The sequence below is a fragment of the Pseudoalteromonas sp. Scap03 genome (assembly GCF_013393115.1).
Classification (GTDB): Bacteria; Pseudomonadota; Gammaproteobacteria; order Enterobacterales; family Alteromonadaceae; genus Pseudoalteromonas.
This window is the reverse complement of record NZ_VDEU01000001.1, coordinates 2,755,164-2,774,256: the sequence shown is the minus strand read 5'-3', so window position 1 is coordinate 2,774,256 and position 19,093 is coordinate 2,755,164. Positions and strand designations below refer to the sequence as shown.

At 39.1% G+C, this 19,093-nt stretch carries 17 protein-coding genes and 1 riboswitch; of the genes, 10 read left to right on the top strand and 7 right to left on the bottom strand.

Annotation, left to right across the window (positions count from 1 at the left end; translation table 11 throughout):
* The first annotated feature begins 110 nt into the window (after window positions 1-110).
* Window positions 111-1,358 (top strand): sodium:proton antiporter NhaD, encoded by a 1,248-nt coding sequence (nhaD, locus tag FHG08_RS12670; RefSeq protein ID WP_109874512.1) that lies wholly within the window; start codon window positions 111-113, stop codon window positions 1,356-1,358.
* A gap of 98 nt (window positions 1,359-1,456) precedes the next feature.
* Window positions 1,457-1,629, top strand: a riboswitch (Lysine riboswitch).
* A gap of 75 nt (window positions 1,630-1,704) precedes the next feature.
* On the top strand, window positions 1,705-3,096 hold the full coding sequence (lysC, locus tag FHG08_RS12665; protein ID WP_178956205.1) for a lysine-sensitive aspartokinase 3: 1,392 nt from the start codon (window positions 1,705-1,707) through the stop codon (window positions 3,094-3,096).
* Here the strand turns inward: lysC and FHG08_RS12660 are convergent.
* The gene (locus FHG08_RS12660; protein WP_178956204.1) at window positions 3,070-3,828 is read right to left on the bottom strand and encodes a 4'-phosphopantetheinyl transferase superfamily protein; all 759 of its coding nucleotides are present in this window, start codon (window positions 3,826-3,828) and stop codon (window positions 3,070-3,072) included. The two genes, lysC and FHG08_RS12660, sit on opposite strands and share 27 nt — an antisense overlap.
* 166 nt (window positions 3,829-3,994) lie before the next feature.
* Here FHG08_RS12660 and FHG08_RS12655 point away from each other — a divergent pair, with 166 nt between their 5' ends.
* Window positions 3,995-5,317 carry a sodium-dependent transporter gene (locus tag FHG08_RS12655; protein WP_178956203.1) on the top strand — a complete coding sequence of 441 codons (1,323 nt, stop codon included), beginning with the start codon at window positions 3,995-3,997 and terminating at the stop codon, window positions 5,315-5,317.
* An 82-nt stretch (window positions 5,318-5,399) separates the two neighbouring features.
* On the opposite strand, the gene FHG08_RS12650 is transcribed toward FHG08_RS12655, so the two are convergent.
* Together FHG08_RS12650 and FHG08_RS12645 are read right to left on the bottom strand one after the other, a co-directional pair.
* Window positions 5,400-6,380, bottom strand: a complete 981-nt coding sequence (locus tag FHG08_RS12650; protein WP_178956202.1) for a 2-hydroxyacid dehydrogenase — start codon at window positions 6,378-6,380, stop codon at window positions 5,400-5,402.
* 83 nt (window positions 6,381-6,463) lie between these two features.
* Window positions 6,464-6,985: a glutathione peroxidase gene (locus tag FHG08_RS12645; RefSeq protein WP_178956201.1), complete on the bottom strand. Its 522-nt coding sequence runs from the start codon at window positions 6,983-6,985 to the stop codon at window positions 6,464-6,466.
* A 120-nt stretch (window positions 6,986-7,105) separates the two neighbouring features.
* Here FHG08_RS12645 and FHG08_RS12640 point away from each other — a divergent pair, with 120 nt between their 5' ends.
* The gene (locus tag FHG08_RS12640; protein WP_178956200.1) at window positions 7,106-7,987 is read left to right on the top strand and encodes an NAD(P)-dependent oxidoreductase; all 882 of its coding nucleotides are present in this window, start codon (window positions 7,106-7,108) and stop codon (window positions 7,985-7,987) included.
* A gap of 212 nt (window positions 7,988-8,199) precedes the next feature.
* Here FHG08_RS12640 and sbcB read toward each other — a convergent pair whose 3' ends face one another.
* Window positions 8,200-9,651 (bottom strand): exodeoxyribonuclease I, encoded by a 1,452-nt coding sequence (gene sbcB, locus FHG08_RS12635; protein WP_178956199.1) that lies wholly within the window; start codon window positions 9,649-9,651, stop codon window positions 8,200-8,202.
* A 432-nt stretch (window positions 9,652-10,083) separates the two neighbouring features.
* Between sbcB and FHG08_RS19055 the strand changes: the two genes are divergently transcribed.
* Entirely contained in the window at window positions 10,084-10,251 is a 168-nt protein-coding gene (locus FHG08_RS19055; protein WP_249365171.1) for a hypothetical protein, read from the top strand.
* Between the two features lie 565 nt (window positions 10,252-10,816).
* Here the strand turns inward: FHG08_RS19055 and FHG08_RS12625 are convergent.
* On the bottom strand, window positions 10,817-11,071 hold the full coding sequence (locus tag FHG08_RS12625; RefSeq protein WP_256872082.1) for an ogr/Delta-like zinc finger family protein: 255 nt from the start codon (window positions 11,069-11,071) through the stop codon (window positions 10,817-10,819).
* 168 nt (window positions 11,072-11,239) lie between these two features.
* Here FHG08_RS12625 and FHG08_RS12620 point away from each other — a divergent pair, with 168 nt between their 5' ends.
* A complete protein-coding gene (locus FHG08_RS12620; protein WP_138764970.1) occupies window positions 11,240-11,443 on the top strand; it encodes a hypothetical protein in 204 nt (67 codons plus the stop codon).
* Window positions 11,444-11,770: 327 nt separating this feature from the next.
* Entirely contained in the window at window positions 11,771-12,583 is an 813-nt protein-coding gene (locus FHG08_RS12615; RefSeq protein WP_178956198.1) for an alpha/beta fold hydrolase, read from the top strand.
* A 170-nt stretch (window positions 12,584-12,753) separates the two neighbouring features.
* On the opposite strand, the gene FHG08_RS12610 is transcribed toward FHG08_RS12615, so the two are convergent.
* Complete coding sequence (locus tag FHG08_RS12610) at window positions 12,754-14,886, bottom strand: pre-peptidase C-terminal domain-containing protein (RefSeq protein WP_178956197.1); 2,133 nt, start codon at window positions 14,884-14,886, stop codon at window positions 12,754-12,756.
* A 488-nt stretch (window positions 14,887-15,374) separates the two neighbouring features.
* On the opposite strand from FHG08_RS12610, the gene FHG08_RS12605 reads away from it, so the two are divergent.
* On the top strand, window positions 15,375-15,713 hold the full coding sequence (locus FHG08_RS12605; protein WP_010390319.1) for a hypothetical protein: 339 nt from the start codon (window positions 15,375-15,377) through the stop codon (window positions 15,711-15,713).
* Complete coding sequence (locus FHG08_RS12600; protein WP_138607424.1) at window positions 15,706-17,049, top strand: SPFH domain-containing protein; 1,344 nt, start codon at window positions 15,706-15,708, stop codon at window positions 17,047-17,049. Before FHG08_RS12605 ends, FHG08_RS12600 begins: the two co-directional genes overlap by 8 nt.
* Window positions 17,050-17,125: 76 nt before the next feature.
* Here FHG08_RS12600 and FHG08_RS12595 read toward each other — a convergent pair whose 3' ends face one another.
* Window positions 17,126-17,371, bottom strand: a complete 246-nt coding sequence (locus FHG08_RS12595; protein WP_054201077.1) for a hypothetical protein — start codon at window positions 17,369-17,371, stop codon at window positions 17,126-17,128.
* Window positions 17,372-17,714: 343 nt separating this feature from the next.
* Between FHG08_RS12595 and FHG08_RS12590 the strand changes: the two genes are divergently transcribed.
* Window positions 17,715-19,013 carry a porin gene (locus FHG08_RS12590; RefSeq protein ID WP_178956196.1) on the top strand — a complete coding sequence of 433 codons (1,299 nt, stop codon included), beginning with the start codon at window positions 17,715-17,717 and terminating at the stop codon, window positions 19,011-19,013.
* The last annotated feature ends 80 nt before the right edge of the window (window positions 19,014-19,093 follow it).

The window sequence follows — 19,093 nt, the reverse complement described above, 5'->3', positions numbered from 1 at the left end:
TTACACTCGCTTAGTGATAGTATCCGCGCCGAATATAGGCACATAGAGTGTGTACCTCTATTTTTTACATGGTTTCAATTTTTACTTAAACCCGAAGGTTGTTTAATATCATGGTTTCCTCGATTATCCTGACGCTGATAGCGATTGCATTCTTGCTTATCGTTATTGAGGATGTGATTCACGTAAACAAAGCCAAAACGACATTATTTTTTGGTACACTTTGTTGGATTATCTCCTTTATTTTTCCTCTTAATGGGCAAAGCCCTGAAACGATTCAAACCCTCCTTGACCACAATATTTTAGAAATTGCTTCCTTATGGCTGTTTTTAATGGCCGCAATGACCTTTGTTGCCTATTTAAACTCCAAGGGACTTATTGAAAATGTTGTGAACCGGATAATGCCAACCAGTATTAGTGAACGAAAGCTAATGTTTTTGGTAGGGTGTTTTGCATTTGTATTTTCGTCTATCTCCGACAATGTAACAGCTACACTGATCTCCTTGGCTGTTATCATGTCATTAAAGCTTGAAGCCAAAAAACTAGTTAAGTACGCCACCTTAATTGTATTTGCAGTGAACTCCGGTGGTGTTTCACTTATCACAGGTGATGTAACCACGTTAATGATTTTCCTTGATGGTAAAGTGACTATTAGTCACTTATTATTGTTAATTGTGCCTGCATTATTAAGCGTATTATTACTGGCTACCTTGTTATCAATTGGTATGAACAAGCAGTTAGAGTTTAAAAAGACTAAATTTAAACGCATTGAAAAAACCGACATTACTATCGCTGTCATTTTCTTCACTACCGTTATTTCTACCCTTACTTTAAGTGTTTTATATAGTGTGCCGCCGTTACTTACCTTTTTACTCGGCCTGTCTATTATGTTTTTAGTCGCGCAATTTTTAATGCGCAAAAAAGACATCAATAAAGATATGATCGACTTTATACGTGACATAGAGTACGACACCTTACTGTTTTTCGTAGGTGTGTTATTACTTGTTGGCGCATTAAAAGAAGTGGGCGTGCTAAGCCAATTTACAAACCTGTATACAGTGATGGCGCCAGAGTACGCTAACTACTTAATGGGTATTTTATCGGCCGGTGTTGATAACGTGCCACTAACGGCTGCGTTACTAAAAGCCGACATTGTAATGAGTCAACAGCATTGGTTGTCGTTTACGTATGCAACCGGTGTGGGTGGTTCAATGCTGATCATTGGTTCGGCGGCTGGTATTATTGCTATGAGTAAGGTTAAAGAACTTACTTTTGCAAGTTACCTTCGTTTGTCGTTGTATTTGTTAGTGTGTTACACCTTTGGTTATGCTGGCTCTTACTTTATGGGTAGTTTTATTTGATTTTATAATAAAACGACTTGACAGCTAGACGTCTAAACGATAACTTTCAAAGCCGCACTCTTAGTGCGGTTTTGTTTTATTAGCCACAGGTTAATAATACATTCAGAAGAGGTGCGATACTTAGGTACTTAATGTGAGGCAACGACAGCCTGCGACCATTAAGGAGGGAAGTACTCGCCGAGGAAAATAATGGGTCGTTACCATTGTTTTTCGGTTTATGGGGCTGAATCCTCAAAACTGTCACCAATTTAGGTGGAGAGCTTCTGGCAGTAGATTTTTCTTATCTTTATTTCCTGCCAAGTTCTTCTTGTTTTATTGCGGTTTGGATGCCGCGAAAGGAGACGAAATGACTACCCAATCAGTGCCACAAAGTTCACAGTGCACAAAATCAGATTACATTGTTGCCAAATTTGGTGGCACCAGCGTTGCTAACTTTGAGGCGATGAGCCGTTGTAGCGAAATCATTGTAAACGATAACAGCGTTCGAATTGTTGCAGTGAGCGCCAGCGCCGGTGTAACTAATCACTTGGTGGCACTTTGCAAAGCCGATATTGATGCCGCTGAACGTCAACAGCATGTTGACGGTGTACTTGCTATTCAGCAGGCAATTTTAACTGATCTGACCCTAGATGATGATTTAGCGCTTGGTTTTAATAACACCCTCGATGACTTCCAAACACTGGCACATCAAATACTGACAACAGAGAAGCAACACGATGAGTTACTCAGCTTTGGCGAGCGTTTATCGTCGTATTTATTTACTCAAGTATTGCGCTTAAAGGGCTTAAATTCGCAGCGTTTTGATGTTCGCCAGGTGCTTAAAACCGATAGCCAATTTGGTAAAGCCACGCCTAATGTAGCCGCCACAGCGCTTGCAGCTAAAGAGCATTTAATTCCTTTACTAGAGAACAATGTAATTGTTACTCAGGGCTTTATTGGCAGCGATGAAAACAATGTAACTACCACACTAGGTCGCGGTGGCTCTGATTACAGTGCCGCCTTGTTAGCTGAAGCAATTAACGCTAAAAGTGTGCATATTTGGACCGACGTAGTGGGTATTTTTAGCACCGATCCGCGTTTGTGTGTAAAAGCCACACCTATTGCGCGTTTAAGCTTTGATGAAGCGGCAGAAATGGCCACTTTTGGCGCTAAAGTGCTGCATCCGGCTACAATTTTGCCAGCCAGTCGCAGCCATATAAATGTGTTTGTTGGCTCAAGCACAGAGCCAGAGCGTGGTGGCACTTGGATTGAACGAGAAAAATCTCAGCTACCTGGTATTCGTGCGGTCACGCAACGTAAAAATCAAATATTATTAACCCTTAAAAGCCCTGAAATGCTATTAGCGAGTGGTTTTTTAGCGCGTATTTTTACTATTTTAAGTGAATGTAATATTTCGGTAGACTTGGTTACTACCTCTGAAATTAGTGTAGCTATTACCCTTGATAACGCGCCTAATGCATCACGCCCAGAGCTAGATCAAGAATGCTTAGATAAACTCGCTGAGTTTTGCCATGTATCGGTTGAGAACAATTTAACCCTAGTAGCACTTATTGGGTCTGAAATTGTATTGCGTCAGCACGAAATGAATTTAATGCAGGTGTTGAGCGAATTTAACATTCGTCTTATTTGCCATGGTGCGAGTAAACACAACCTGTGCTTTTTAGTCGAGCAAAGTGAGTCTGATGCTGTGGTCCAAGCTATTCATAGCCGACTACTTGAAGGCGAGCTTGCTGCTTAACGCTGCAAATGAGATAAATGAGCACTGCCAGTCGGTGCTTTTTTTTGCCACAACGCTAATATCAAACTGCTCGTTTACATCATTTGTTAATGCGGTACTAGTTGCACTTAATTGCGAGTTGCCAAGCTCACAAAATACATTGGGGCTTAATAGCTGGGCAATAGGGCGGCTGGTTGCTTTTGCTAACGCCTCTTTTAAAGTCCAAAGTCTAAAAAATGTCGCCGCTTTAGAAGCTGTGCATGGTTGCTTAGTTATAAGAGCCACTTCTGCAGCATCATAAAAGTGCTTTGCGAGTTTTTCAAATGGCCGTTTTAAACTGATTTTTTCTATATCAAAACCAAATAGCGAATGATCAATATTTAGCGCCACGCCTACCAAACCATGAGAGTGTGACACACAGCAACTATACACCTGGTTGTTATTTATATTTAGCTCAAGCTTACTGGTTTGTTGATTAAATTCAGAGCTGATTTTATCAAGCGTTATATTACTGCTGCTAGGTAATACACTTTTGACTAAATATTTTAGTAACAGCCGCGTTGCTACATATTCTTGCTTTGCTTGGGGCGTTTTACGACGCGCGATGACACTTAATTCAAATGGGCTTAAAAACTGTGTAAGTGTTAGCTCATCAACCTGCAATTGGCTGGCATCAAATAATAAAATGGTGTGGTTATTATTCTCAGCAAGCGGGGTTTGTAATAACTGATTGTCGAAGTAAGCTGAACTCATTATTGCTCGTTAAAAGTGAATACCGATTACATAGTTATCGTTATAAGCTGGATAGTTTGTGAGCGGTTGTTTGCTGTTATGCGCGCTAAGTACATTTTTATTACTCAGTCGCCCTTAAATATGGTTTAATTCACATTCGATAAAATAATAACAGATTTGTAGGTGTATGACACAAGTGCGTGATGGTTTTCAAAGTCGACTTGGTTTTGTATTGGCAGCAGCCGGTGCTGCGGTAGGTTTAGGCAATATATGGGGTTTTCCTACACAGGCTGCTAATCATGGTGGCGGCGCATTTTTATTGGTGTACTTTATTGTTATTTTTTTGCTAGCGCTTCCCGCGTTATACACCGAGCTGTATTTAGGCTACAAAGCCCAAGCTAATCCGGTTAAAGCCTTAGGCCAAGCATGGCAAGACCATGCGCCTAAAGTAGGCGCTGCTGCAGGTTATATAGGCTTAGCTGGCGCAATTGTCATGTTAAGCTTTTATTCAATAGTGGCAGGTTGGATGCTTTCTTACGCCATAGAGCCTATAACCACCTTTTTAGGTGTGCAGAGCTTGAGTGAGTTTTTACATAGCGACTCTATGCTACGTAATTTTATATTTACGCCGCTGATGCTTATTTTAACCGCTAGCATTATTTTAAAAGGTGTTAAATCAGGAATTGAAACCTGGTCGCGCCGTTTAATGCCATTATTACTTGTTTTACTCGTTGGCCTAATTGCTTACATTGCTACCTTAGAGGGTGCCAGCGAAGGGTTTGCGGCCTATTTAGTGCCTGACTTTAGTAAAATACTCGACCCCGATTTAATTATTGCCGCAATGGGGCAAGCGTTTTTCTCATTATCACTGGGTGTGGGCTGTATGATGATTTATGGCTCTTATTTAAAGCCCGGTGCTAACTTACCAAAATTGACTGCAAGTGTTGCGTTACTCGACACCAGCGTGGCATTTTTAGCTGGACTATTAATTATACCGGCTATATATGTGGCGCAGTTCAATGGCGTTGAAGTATTTAGCAACGGCAAGCTAATTGGTGAAGGGCAGCTTATTTTTGCCATATTACCTGAGTTATTTGGCACCATGGGTGAAATTGGTTTATTGGTTGGCTTACTATTTTTTGTGTTGATGTCGATTGCTTCAGTTACATCAACCATTTCATCGACTGAAATTCCGGTGGCTTTTTTAGTAGAAAACCACCGTGTTGATAGAACCAAAGCTACATGGGCCGTTAGCGCCATTGTATTTGTTTGTGCCAGTACTATTATTGTTAATTTTGATTGGCTATTTGGTTTGGTTATTATGGTATTTACCCAATACCAACTCCCGTTGATGGGACTGTTTTATTTTATTACAGTGGGCTGGTTATGGCAGCGTGGTAATAAGCTTCATCAAGCAAGTTCTGGTGCACATTATTGGTTTGCTCAGTACATTCGTTTTGTCTGCCCAGTGCTAATGACCTTAGTATTTGCAAACGTTGCGTTTGGCTAGAATACAACAACTCATGTGTTATTGATAACAAAAAAAGCGAACACTATATTTTGTTCGCTTTTTTGCTTTTTGTTTAGCCGCGCTATAGCACTTCGTTTGTTAAGCTATTTCCTTGAGTAACCTCAAATGCATTTTGTAAGGTGATATTGGCAATTTCTGTAAGCGCTTCTTGAGTAAAAAAGCCTTGATGGCCGGTGATCAATACATTTTTAAAGCTTACCAAGCGAGAGAAAATATCGTCTTGGTTTATATCGTCGCTGTGGTTTTTAAAAAACAGCTCTGATTCTTGCTCGTACACATCAAGCCCTAAATAACCTAGTTTTTGTGATTTAAGTGCCTTAATACACGCTTTACTATTAACCAATGCACCGCGCGAGGTGTTTATTAGCATAACTCCTGTTTTCATCGCTGCAAATGCGTCATCGTCAATTAAATGATGGGTGTGCTCGTTTAACGGGCAATGCAAAGAAATGATATCGCTTTGTGTAAGCAAGGTGTTTAAATCAGTAATTGTGTAATTACCAGCTTGTGCATTAGGATCGCACACTAAAATGTGAGCGCCGAAACCGGTTAATATATTACACAATGCTTGGCCAATTTTACCGCAGCCAATAATACCCACCGTTTTATTATGTAAGTTAAATCCAAGTAAGCCGTTTAAGTCAAAATTGTCTTCACGTACGCGGTTATAAGCTTTATGGGTTTTACGGCTAAGCGTAAGCATAAGTGCAATACAATGCTCTGCGACTGCCTCAGGGCTGTAAGCCGGAACGCGCAGAACACGCATACCATGCTGTTTAGCAGCGGCTAAATCTACATTATTAAAACCCGCACAGCGCAGTAAAATGGTGTTAACCCCAAATATAGCCAGTTGCTCAATAACCGCTTTATCTACCGAATCGTTTACAAATACGCATACCGCATCAAATTCTTTAGCTAAAACCGCAGTGTGCGCCGATAAACTTTGCTCAAAATAGGTAATAGCGATGTTAGAAAAGCCAGTTAAGCTTTGTTCAAAAAAAGGCCGCTCGTATTTTTGAGCACTAAAAAAAGCAATTTTCATTTATTACTATCCTACTAACTTAGTGGGCTAAGTGAAAACCAAGCCTAGTTACATCTACCATAAACCATTTTTATTATAGATGCCTAACCAAAACGAGTGTTTGCTGTTTTTATAATCTGCGTTGACCCTAAACTGCTTGTTATTACGCTGTGTAATGACTCTGGTTTAGTGCGCGGCGCATAGCGCGCAATTAGTTGTCCTTGAGCATTAATTAAAAACTTAGTGAAGTTCCACTTTATGGCACGGTTTTGTGCAATTCCACGCGTATGTGATTTTAAATAACTAAACAAGGGGTGTGTATCTGGGCCATTCACCATAACCTTATCAAAGACTTCAAAATTAATTGCAAAGTGTTTTTGATAGTAGTCTTTTATTGCCATGCCCTCTAATGGTTCGTTTTTATCAAACTGATTGCATGGAAAGGCTAAAATAGTAAACCCATCGCTTTTGTATTGTTGGTATAGCTTTTCAAGCGCACATAATTGCGCCGAAAAATGACATTTGCTTGCTGTATTTACAATAAGAACCGTTTTTCCTTTTAACTGGCTCAAAGGAAAATCACTGTTATTACAAAGTTGTGCGTTAAATTGATAAATGCTATCCATAGGTTACCTACCTAATTTCCTTATGCGGGAAATTTTAAAAGACTTTCATTCGCTTTTTTAGCGGCCGATTGACATAATCGAGCTTATGTTTCTAAGTTATCAGTTAAATAGGTCATTTTTATGTCAGTTAAAATTGCATTTATAGGTTTAGGCGTAATGGGTTACCCAATGGCAGGGCATTTAGCAAAAGCAGGGCACAACGTATGTGTTTATAACCGCACGGTGGCTAAAGCACAAAAATGGGTCGAAGATTTTGACGGCAGCTTTGCACCTACTCCGCGTGAGGCAGCAAGCGATGCCGATATGGTATTTATGTGTGTAGGTAATGACGACGATTTACGTTCAGTAGTATACGGCAATGACGGTGTGCTAGCAGGTATGCACGAAAACACAATTTTAATTGACCACACAACTACCTCAGCAGAAGTGGCACGTGAAGTAGCGGCAAAAGCAGCTTTACAGCATATCGACTTTATTGATGCGCCAGTATCGGGCGGTCAAGCTGGCGCTGAAAATGGGGTATTAACCGTAATGGCGGGTGGTAACGAAGCGGTATTTGCTAAAGCACAACCTATCATGAGTGCATTTAGCCGTTTTAGTCAGCTTTTAGGCGAAGCGGGCTCAGGGCAATTATGTAAAATGGTTAACCAAATTTGTATTGCAGGTGTAGTGCAAGGATTAGCTGAGGGCTTACATTTTGCTAAACAAGCAGGGCTTGATGGCGAAAAAGTAATAGAAACCATTTCTAAAGGCGCAGCTGGTTCGTGGCAAATGGAAAACCGCTACAAAACAATGTGGGCAGGCGAGTACGAGTTTGGTTTTGCTGTAGATTGGATGCGTAAAGATTTAGGCATTGCCCTTGATGAAGCTAAAAATAATGGTGCAACGCTGCCAATGACTGCAACGGTCGATCAATACTACGCCGATGTGCAGGCTCTTGGTGGCGGTCGATACGATACCTCAAGCTTATTAGCGCGTATTGAAGCACTACATAAAAAGTAATGTAATTGGTAAAAGTAAACTGTTCACAAAGAGGCTAAGAGGCGCTGCGCTTTTAGAGAAAGTGATACACCTAAAAAAAGAATGTTGGTTTTATGTTTTCTCATTTACCTCTCTTGTTGGGATAGTTTTTTGGTTTTTTACCTAGTAACAAAAAACGCGACACTTTTTGCTAAAGGGTCGCGTTTTTCATGGGTTATATACACTAAAGCAAATTACATGCTTTGCGCGTAATTGTATAAGGCTTTTAAAATTGTAAGATTTTTTTCGCTGTCATCATGCTCGTGCGCTAGGTTTTCAAGGGTGATCATAAAATCTTGTGCGCTGATTGAGGGTTGATCTTCGCCATGCATTAACTTGCTTTGACAATATTGACGCCATTGATCAAGCTCTTGTTGGTTTAGCGTTTGTGGCCAGTTACGGGCGCGGTATCTAAACAACAAAGTATTAAATTTAGGATCTTCAAATTCAAGCTTTAAACTTGCCAAGTCTTCAGGTTTTGCATCACGAATAATCGCAAATTTAGCTTTATCAGCATGGCTAGTAAAGCCATCATATAATAAGTAATCTACGTTCGTGGTCGCGCTGTAATCGCCTTGCTCATTAAATACCTCAGTGACTTTATCACGTAGCTCGGTATTGGCTTTTAAAATGGCTAAATTAGCCAAGCATTGTTCACGGTCAATACCCAAGCGAGCAGCGTTTTCAGGCAGTAGCGTTTTAGCAGGTGCTAAAATAGGGCACTTGTTTAAATGCACTAATTTTAAACCTACCGGTAAATCACCCTCTGCTAAATCTATACGTTTGGTGTATAAACGCTTGCGTAATTGCTCTACATTTAAATCAAGTAATACCTGTGGGTTTTGGGTTAAATCAAAACAAATAACCGCGTTTTTATTTACCGGGTGAAAACTCATAGGTGCTACCCAAGTGGTACAACCTTGTGTTGCTGGAATACGAGACGAGGTGTGCACTAATGGGGTCATATTAAACACATCAACCATTTCAGCGAGTGCTTTTTTACCGCGAAGACTAAAAAAGAATTGGTACAGTTTAGGCTGCTTCTCTTTAATTAGCTTTGCCAGTGCAATGGTGGCCGTTACATCACTTAGTGCGTCGTGCGCAGCGGCATGTTCAATACCATTAGCGACGGTTAAATGCTCAAGCTTAAAGCTAGGGCTGCCATCTTCTTTTAATGGCCATTCAATACCCTCAGGGCGCAGCGCATAGCAGGCACGCACTAAATCTATGATATCCCAACGGCTGTTATTGTTTTTATATTCACGCTCGTACGGGTCGTAAAAGTTACGATAAAAGCTATATCGGCTTACTTCATCATCAAAGCGAATACTGTTATAACCAGCTACACAGGTATTGGGTACGCTAAATTCTGCATGAATTTTAGCAATAAATTCAGCCTCAACTAAGCCTTTTTGCATCGCCACTTGTGGGGTAATACCGGTAATTAAACACGCTTCAGGATGCGGTAAATAATCCGCTTGTGGCTTACAGTACTCAATAAGCGGCTCGCCAATAATATTTAAATCAAGATCGGTGCGTACACCGGCAAACTGACTCGGCTTATCCTTTTGCGGGCTTGCTCCCCAAGTTTCGTAGTCGTGCCAATAGATTGTTGCTTGGTTTTCGTAGTATGTTGGTTCGCTCATTCTTTCTTTAAGCCCTATATATTCGTGGGTTTTATTTGCTTTTGTTATTTATTGTCTATTTTAGAAAGCACTTTAATATTTGCATGGTGTGTATAAATTCGCGTATAAATTTTTTGCTAACTGTGTATAAAAAATTAAATGGCAACCAGTTAAACGAAAATAATAAAGCTGCTAGGCAAAAATCAAACACCGTGTGTATTATCGCATAGAGATAGTTTAAGTGTAAGGGTATCTGCTAAGGGGACTATCACTTAGCACTACCGTTGTCGTGTAGGTGGTAAACAGGTAATTATTACGCTAGGGCGTTATCCGAGGCTTAGCATTAAAGAAGTGCAAGACTATATCCCATTATTTCAAAATTGGTTAAGCCAAGATAAAGACCCACGCCTAGAACTTAAACTCATGCGAAACAATGCCAAGGGCTTACCCACAATGGCAGATATTGCAGCAAAGTGGTTAGCTAAAAAGGTACCCGACCTAAAAGAAAAAACACAAACGTTAAACGCCGCAACCGGGTGTATAACTCAGTTGTTAAACCTAAAAAAACCACCAGTTCCAGAGAAAAGATCATATAAAGATAAGGAAAACATAAAGGGCTAAATTTCTTTAGCCCTTTATAATTACATTGCTAGCAAGCTACAGATTGCAATTATTAGGTGTGTAACATTAATAATTGCTCGTTCCGAAATTTCTAAGGATAAGCTGAATTTCAACTTTTTACCCTCCAAAAAATATAAAACTAACTTGCCGATAATTTCAGAATACGTTACGCTGTTTTCGTACAAATAAGCGTTTGCTGGAATCTCAGCAAGTGACTTTACTAACACCATATTGGCGTATGGTGTTAGTCCCTCCACTGAAGAACACCACAAGATGTAGTGATAATCTCAGCTTCAACACCAAGATAATGTGATTAAGGATCTTTTGCAAGGGACAGAAAACGCTCTCATTGTGGATAACTTTGGGATATCGTATTTGTGTTAGTAGGTATTAACCTGATACTGTTGGTTAGCATTTATAATAATGAAAATCAACTAAGGAAAGATTAAATTTACGCTTTTAAAAAATAAATCTAGTTGCTTTTTTAATCATCATTGATTGCTATTTTTTTATACATACTTGAAAAATTGGAAATTTTGAACGGTAATCAGGTGTGGAATTTAGTTTATAGACCAATTAATTCTAATTGTTCTTCACGCGGTAGGTTTTTAATAAGCGATGCTGCTAATTGCGCAGTGGTTTTACAAGGCGGGTTTAAGAAGTGATCAAACGATTGGGTAATACGGAACGTAGCCCCGCACTCTTTAGTGTTAGTACACGAGCAATATAAATTAACCACATGGGCGCTTTGCTTTTTGCGTGACGTAATTGTTGCTTTAGCTTCGCAATTTGGACAAGTAACCCGCGCTATAATAACCACTAATCGTTAATAAAATACACTGTCATTTTGTGCATAACAAATAACTATTATTAGGTGTCATACTTCTTATTAGCACAGCGCAAGTTTCTAAGGTTACGTAAGTATCTTATTTTTTATAATGTCGACTAATCTGATATGTTGCATCTTCAATCAAAAAAGGAAAATGTAATGGAATATAAGAATGGTGAACTTAATAATAAAATCATATCTCTAATGAAGAATGATGTATTGGTTGCTAAAGGGCGCGTAATAGAAGGTAATACAGCAGGCATACACCTCGATGAAGTAGGATTCATTGAAGAGGGTAAAGGTGTCAAAAATCTATATAGTCATGTCGATTTAGTTAAATATAGGATTCTAGTTAATAGCTAAAAATATCTATATGCCATGAACTATAAAGTAAAAGCTCTAGCTCCTAACTAGCGCTTTCTTTTTATCCCGACACCCCAAAATGCTCTAAACAATCGCATTAGCCCAATTGTTGAAACGGCAATGCCTACTATCACAAATTCAAAGTACCAGGGCGCGACTTTATAACCCATAGTCTACCAACCTTTTTCCATAAACGGTTACATGGCTGTATAAGATGTCAGGTGAAAAACTCCAAAAAGAGTAGAATGATTAATTCATCCATTAAGGTTTTTTCGCTCTATTTATAATGTTATAAACTTAAACTAACTACTAATCTATTTTAACAATATGAAACTAATAATAAAAACGATTCTATTTTGGGTATTAATCACCTCAACCGCTGTGTTTGCTGAGCTTGCTAAAGTTAAAGTAAATGGCTTTGATATTGAATATGAAATGGCGGGTAGTGGCAAACACACTATTTTACTCGAGGCGGGTGGCTCTGCAGGGCTTAGTGATTGGGATCCCATTTATAACTCGCTTACCAAGCATGCAAAAGTAATTCGCTATTCTCGAATTGGCAATGGCGGCTCAGCGCAAATAAAGAAAAACTATAGCTCAGAAGAGTATGCTGCTGAGGCTTTATTATTACTCAAAGCGCTAAAAATTGATGAACCGGTAGTTTATATGGCGCATTCTTATGGTGCTTATATCGCAAGGGTATTTGCAGCAAGCTACCCCAATAACATTAAAGCGTTAATGTTAATTGAACCCGCCTCAGAGCATGATGTTGATATTATGCGTAAGATTGATTTACCGCGCGCTGAAAAAGAAATTGCCGCTATAAAACGTGATGATATGAAAAGCGGCATGTCGAATCAGTATTTAGACTTTTGGTCGAAGCGACCTCTGCCCGATTATCCACAAATAGCAGATATTCCCGTGACGGTTATTGCCTCAGTTAAAAAATATGAAAATCCATCGGTGTTATTTTTTACTGAAAAAGGGCGTGAAATGTGGGGAGAACTGCATTCAAACTGGGCTAATGCTTTTCCTCAAGGTGAGATAGTGCTAACCAGTAAAAGTTACCACTATCCACAAAATGATGAGCCAGAAATGGTAGTTAAACAAGTTTTGAAGCTATTATCACGCACTCAATAGCGAGATCGGATTATGTTTTTTAATAACGACTAACTATGAGTTCTTTTTGTAATAGGTGGTATTTTTTATTTATTGTGATGTTTATTACGCCTGCATTAAAAGAGTATATTAAAACCAAATAAAAAGCACTGCAGGTTCACTACAGTGCTTTTTTAGGGGAATGATATTATTTATTTTGCAGTTGCAACAAGCTTAACCCAATCGTAATTAGTGACACCTAACAAGCCGATTTGTAATGTCTGGCCTGAACTCACTTCTAAGATACAACTTTCATTGTTGTCTTTGTTGTTCGATAAGCAATCATATTGTGTTTTTGTTACCGCTGCATCCGCTCGAACATAGAGGTTAGTATTTCCCTCGCCACCCAATGTTTTTATGTTTACAGTGGTTGCGCCTGTAGGTACTACATAACTATAGCGCTGCCAAAAATCTGGAAATCCATAAGCACGAGACGTTAATACGCGAGTGTCATTATCTGTAGGTGGTGCGCTATTTTCATAATTAGCCACGATAGTTACGTTTTGATAGCTGTTATACGCTTTAAGCATAATGTAAAAACGACCTTCTCCTTGACTTATATTACAGCTTTCATTGTTACCATTTCTAAATGGGCGGCAGTCGTAATTATTTGTGCTTGGCACTCTACTCTTTTTAACATAGAGGTCTGCATCACCTGAACCACCCGTTATGTCGATTGAGATGTTAGTGCTATTTGCAGGTACATCAATATAGTAAATAGTCTCTTGATTTAATGCTGCACTTTGGCCTGTTAATGCTTGCCCTTTAGTTAATTCAACTTCTGTTGGTGAGCCATTTGAAACACTAATCGTTTGGGTTAGCGTGTTTGTATTATTGTTACTATCTTGCACCGTAACAGAGACGTCGTAATCACCCTCAGATACAAAATTATGCACTACAGTTGCACCTGTATCGGTTTGATTATCGCCAAAGTTCCAACTATAGCTATTGATAGTACCTGCTGAGCTGGAGCTTGTTGCATCAAAATTACACTGTAATTGCTCACAGCTGTATTCAAAACGTGCGGTAGGTGGCAGTGGTGTATTACCGTCGTTATCGCCAACAGGCACTGTGTTATTAAAGTAAGTTGCGACTTGGGGCCAAATCTTACTTATTTTGGCGCCTTTATTGTAGCATCCGCCTAAATGATGAAGTGCAATAACACGATTACTTGATGCTGCAACAACAGGAGAACCAGAAGAGCCGCCTATAGTGTCACAATAGTATCCAATATCAGTATTACTTCCACGCCCATTCGTTGAGGGGGCATTAACTTGGCACAAACCATTGGTGTCTTGATCAGATTCAATCGACAGCTCCTTAGGATTACCTGAACCATGTTGCGGAATATAAATACGTTCACTTTGCTGTGCGTTTCGCACATCAAGCCCTAAGTAACCAAACTGTTCAATATTGGCAAAGTCATTAACACTAAATAGGGTGTAATCTAACGTGTAATCAGTTTTAAAAAACTCTTTACCTGTTACTTTTACAGTGGTTTCTCTGGTTGTCCCATTACAACTTTTATTTTGGTAGTTAAACCACACTTCTGTAGAGGCAAGCTCAGATGCAGTCTCTATACAGTGGTTATTGGTAAATAATTTATTATCGCTGCCAACGCGCCAACCGGTACATAAGCTGCGGCCACCAATTACTAGGCGTGCTACGGGGCGGCTGCGGTCAAACTCTGTTGGGTTGGAATTAGCCCAACACTGCACATCTTTGCGCTCATTAATACCGCAGGTAGACAAAGGGGCAGGTTTATTTTGTTCATTGATATTTATATTGGCACTTTCAGTGCCGTAAAAATAGCTATCAATAACACCAAACTGGTGTTGCTGCTTACTGTTTTTTGGATCAGGGTAATATTCAATGATAACGCTGTCATTTGAAACCGACATAGAAGAAAATGAATGCACACCATCATCTCCGTTTAAGCTATCGATTGTTGCAGCGTCCATATTATTCCTACTATATTCATATCGCTCTGAGTTGTCTTCGCTTCTAACGATTAACTTTGCGTCACCATTTAGATCTACTTGGCTAAAATGTAGCTTTATATAATCAGCATTAGGGTGCGATACAGTTTGAGTAATTACAGGACCTTGTGTTGTTTCGATTGTAAATTGCCTAGAAAGATTTACATGGGTATTAGCGTGTTTGGCAATTGTGGTTTTTTTTGCTTCTTGAGTGTGTTGTAAAATAGTGAGCTCATCGATTGCAGCAAAACTGTATTGTGCATAGATAGCTGAAGCGAGCAATGCTGCGTATTTACATTTTTTCATCTTTATATCCTTTTTCACTAACAAGTGGTTTGATGTAACGTAAATGATCAACTGCATGCCCATATGATTTAATTTTGAGCAAATAATCAGTACCTAATTCACATACTAAGGGTAGGCCGCATTTTGATCTTCGCCAGAAAAAATTAAAATATTTTTAACTTTACTCGGAAATTATTGCATTTTTCACTTTGAAATCAGCTTATTTTAAAAAGGATAAATGGCTTAATATTCAATATAAAAGTTTGAGCAGAATATGTTTACCGTTGACTCTAAGCGGCTGTCACCCACACTCATTAAAAGTAACATTGTTGATGTTGAGACTTCAGATATTAAACTTTTCTATTTTAATTTTTACAAAAATATACAAGAGCCAAGTATTAATTCTGTTATTTGGGGCGTTATTCTGTAAAATTATCGGCTTAACATTTGTGATTTAACCGTTACATTTGTTGTTAGGGTTAATTATTCAATTAATATAAGCAGACGTTATGATTTTTTATATTATTGGGTTAAGTACGCTTGTTATTATTTTGTGTGTGGCGCTTTATGTGATTTACAGCAATGTACGTAAGAGCCGAGTAAGAAAGTCAAAAGAATATAATGTGTTATTTGATAAAGACACCATCATTGATGATCTTATTGCTCAACTTAGCGAGAAAAACCAAACCCAAGAAAACCAGGAAAAAACAATTAAAGGCAAACAAGAGATCCTTGCAACATTTATAGATTTGCATCGATCGGGTAGCTTTTGTGCGCACTTAAGCGAACAAGAAATTACTTATTTTGTTAAAAAGAAATTAAACATGGAGAGTACTAAAAATGGATAGCGAGCAACAAGCCGTCGCAGAGGCAAAAAATACATCATTTATGGCACGTTTTGGCCGTCGTAATGTAATTTTATTAACGTCAGTTGTTGTGGTGTTAGCAGTGATTGCAACATTAACATCGCAGGTTATTTCATGGAATGAAGCCGATGAACGGCTTGTTCACCAATCAGCTTTTACTGGTAATTTAACGGTAATAAACCAAGCTGGTCCTTACTTAAAAGCATTTGGCACCACATCAGCCTATAAAAAAGTTATCTCGATTAACTTTACCGGTGATAGCAGTGCAACAGCCAGTGCCATTGTACCACTCATTCCTATTCGATTTTTGGATACGACAACTGGTGGCGCCAGAGGAGTATCACGTTTTAGATTACCAGGTAATGTACCTGCAAGTGAGTCGGGTGCTTTACGTGGATTATTAAAAATTCATGAAGAATTTGGTTCCCAAGAGACTCTCATCTCTAACCTTTTAATGCGTGCCACTACAGAAAATGTAAAAGCGTCTGCACGTATGATGTCGGTTGAGCAACATTATTCAGGTGGTAATGGTCAATTAAGCCAAGATTTTTCTGATCAACTAACTAATGGCATTTTTGTTACTGAGCAAATTATTAGTACTGGCGAGCGTGACAAGTCTGACGATTTAAGCAATTTAAGTAAGCAACAACGCGTTACGATTAATATAAAGAAAGATGCTGAAGGAAAGCCGCTGCGTAATGCACCTATTTTAGGCTCTTACGGTATAACGGTGGTTGATGCGAGTATTATTGATATTGATTACGAAAATAAGGTAAATGCGCGCTTAGAGGCGCAAAAGCAAGCTGCAGCAGATGAAGCCCTTGCAAGACAAAACCTTAAAAAGGCAGAGCAACAAGCACGTACAGAAGTTGCATTAGGCGAACAAGCGATTGCAAAGCAAAGAGCTGAGTCTGAAAAGCTAAAAATTAAAGAGCAAATTGATGCAGAGCGAATAAAAGCCAATGCAATTATTTCTGCACAACAGCGTGTTGCAGTAAAGGCTGAGCTTGCAAAAGAGCAAGAAGAAATCTTAAAACAGCAACGCTTAGAGGCATTAGGCATGGATGTATTAGCTGAAGCACGTTTACGCGCAAAGTCAGCAGCACTTGATCCTAAATATGTTTTTGATGAAACACTTAAAGCGGAAGTTAAAATTCAAACTGCTTTATTTAATAGCCTAGGTAACAGCCGCTTAGTGCCTGAAATTGTTATAGGTGCGGGTCAAGGCGAACAAAACAACGGCTCTGAATTTATGCGTTTGTTGGCTGCAGATGCGGCATTGAGTCTTAAAAAGCGTTTAGAAAAAGAGAAAAAATAACCTTTAAAAATCATTATCAAGCCCTAGCTTTAATTGCTAGGGCTTTTTTTGTGGTATCGCTTTTTAAACGGTGAGTTTAAAATTTAGGGCACAAAGCGTGGCTAAAGCCTTTTTCTGTTAGCAAAAAAGCGGCGCTAGGCGTTGAAAATATATATTCCTCATGAAGAAGAAACGCGATAGTTCCTTTTATTTGCTCACCTTGATGATCTGAGGCATCGCTAATTAATTGTTCAGGATCTAACTGGCTTGGAGTTGGAAAGTTATTATAAAGATGCTTAAAAATTAACGTAGCAATCGTGTTAAAGGTATCGTTATTTTTCATTTTTCAGAGCCTTAATTTATATGTGCAGCAGTAAACTGGCTGATTTAAATATGATTTTTCAAATAATAACACATTAAAATAGGTGCGTGATGACTCTGCTTTTTTAAGCTTTAATTTTGCAAGCTACTGCTTTCATTTATAAAAGTGATGAGCAATTGTCATACTTATCCTGCTTAAAAGTAGTTTGTGTGTTGCTGGTGTGTTGCGCAAAATCATAAAGTGTAATTGAAGAGTTGTAAAAATACGTTATCATTGTAAAACAACATGTAAAATCAAGCAGGTACTTAGCTCACGCTGACCAAGTTCGAGTTAATAATATCAACAAGGCAAGCAAGGACAAATTATGACACCTATGAAACCTTTAGCACTGGCAGTGGCTATGGTTGTTTTTTCACATCAGGCACATGCAGATACAGATCTTGATAAAGTTAAGCAGCAATTAAGCAGCTTACAAAAACAAGTGGAAATGCTGCAAAAGCAACTTGCAAAAGCAGAGCAAAAAAGTGAAAAATCAATCGAGCGCACCATTGAAGAGAAAGAAGATATAGCTGAAGTTAAAGTAGCTAAACATGAACACAAGCCTCAGGGAATTAAAATTGGCGGTGCTGTTCGAACCAACTACAGCCATACTTCGTATGATGACGATAATAAAAATCGCGGCGGCGATTTTGACTTTGATATTTTTCGCTTAAATTTCTCAGGCGACGTTGGTGATGTAAAGTTAAACGCTGAAATTCGCTTTTTTGATTATATGACCGCTGTTAAATACGCTTATGCAGCTTACGATTTTGCTGATGATTGGCAAGTTCAAGCAGGTATTACCAAGGTTCCTTTTGGTAACTGGCCATACAACTCACATAACTACTTTTTCAGCACTAACTATTATGTTGGCCTTGAAGACGACCACGATTTAGGGGTGTTATTTAAGCGTAATATTGCTGATAACTGGCAGCTTGATTTGGGTTTTTTCAAAAATGATGAATTAGGTGGTGTTGATGGTTATGTAGATAACCGCAGCGATCGCTATTCTTACGACATTGTTGGCTTTAGAGAAGCTGGAGATGGTGTTTATGCTGAGCCTACTAATGCTATAGGCGAGTATAATACGTTCTCAGGCCGTTACGGCTACCACCTAGAACATGAAGGTGGTAAAACTGAAATAGGTGTGTCGGCACTTGCTGGTGGCTTGCATGACGGTGTTGACCGCGCAGGTGACTACAACGCGTGGGCATTACATTTAAACAGTAATATGGGCCCTTGGAACTTACAACTTCAACACGGTGAATATAACTACGATATTGATAACGTAAACCGTATTGCTGTGGGCGCTTACTCGTTTTACGACAGCATGGCGGCAGAGGCAACAATGTCGAGTGCAAACGTAGCATACAGTGTACCGGTACAATGGGGCGCGGTAACAAACTTACAGTTTTACAACGACTATAGTGCAATTTACGACAAATCAGACAACAGCAGAGATACGTGGATGAACGTAACCGGTTTCTCGGTAGCTGCTGGTGGTTTATTTACTTACTTTGACTTAGTTCATGGTAAAAATATGCCATTTGTTGGTGGTTCATTAGCGGGCGATAGCAGCGAAACTGAGCGTCGCTTCAACATTAATATTGGCTATTACTTCTAAATCAATATTCAAAGCACACGCCTAGACATTGGCGTGTGCTTATGTTGTTTAAAAAAATATTTTTGCTCTACCTATTTAGC

Coding starts and splice junctions, on each gene's coding strand:
- FHG08_RS12590 (WP_178956196.1), top strand. CDS start 17,715: ATGACACCTATGAAACCTTTAGCACTGGCAGTGGCTATGGTTGTTTTT.
- FHG08_RS12620 (WP_138764970.1), top strand. CDS start 11,240: ATGGAATATAAGAATGGTGAACTTAATAATAAAATCATATCTCTAATG.
- sbcB (WP_178956199.1), bottom strand. CDS start 9,651: ATGAGCGAACCAACATACTACGAAAACCAAGCAACAATCTATTGGCAC.
- lysC (WP_178956205.1), top strand. CDS start 1,705: ATGACTACCCAATCAGTGCCACAAAGTTCACAGTGCACAAAATCAGAT.
- FHG08_RS12650 (WP_178956202.1), bottom strand. CDS start 6,380: ATGAAAATTGCTTTTTTTAGTGCTCAAAAATACGAGCGGCCTTTTTTT.
- FHG08_RS12615 (WP_178956198.1), top strand. CDS start 11,771: ATGAAACTAATAATAAAAACGATTCTATTTTGGGTATTAATCACCTCA.
- FHG08_RS12640 (WP_178956200.1), top strand. CDS start 7,106: ATGTCAGTTAAAATTGCATTTATAGGTTTAGGCGTAATGGGTTACCCA.
- FHG08_RS12610 (WP_178956197.1), bottom strand. CDS start 14,886: ATGAAAAAATGTAAATACGCAGCATTGCTCGCTTCAGCTATCTATGCA.
- FHG08_RS12660 (WP_178956204.1), bottom strand. CDS start 3,828: ATGAGTTCAGCTTACTTCGACAATCAGTTATTACAAACCCCGCTTGCT.
- FHG08_RS12645 (WP_178956201.1), bottom strand. CDS start 6,985: ATGGATAGCATTTATCAATTTAACGCACAACTTTGTAATAACAGTGAT.
- FHG08_RS19055 (WP_249365171.1), top strand. CDS start 10,084: ATGGCAGATATTGCAGCAAAGTGGTTAGCTAAAAAGGTACCCGACCTA.
- FHG08_RS12655 (WP_178956203.1), top strand. CDS start 3,995: ATGACACAAGTGCGTGATGGTTTTCAAAGTCGACTTGGTTTTGTATTG.
- FHG08_RS12605 (WP_010390319.1), top strand. CDS start 15,375: ATGATTTTTTATATTATTGGGTTAAGTACGCTTGTTATTATTTTGTGT.
- FHG08_RS12595 (WP_054201077.1), bottom strand. CDS start 17,371: ATGAAAAATAACGATACCTTTAACACGATTGCTACGTTAATTTTTAAG.
- nhaD (WP_109874512.1), top strand. CDS start 111: ATGGTTTCCTCGATTATCCTGACGCTGATAGCGATTGCATTCTTGCTT.
- FHG08_RS12600 (WP_138607424.1), top strand. CDS start 15,706: ATGGATAGCGAGCAACAAGCCGTCGCAGAGGCAAAAAATACATCATTT.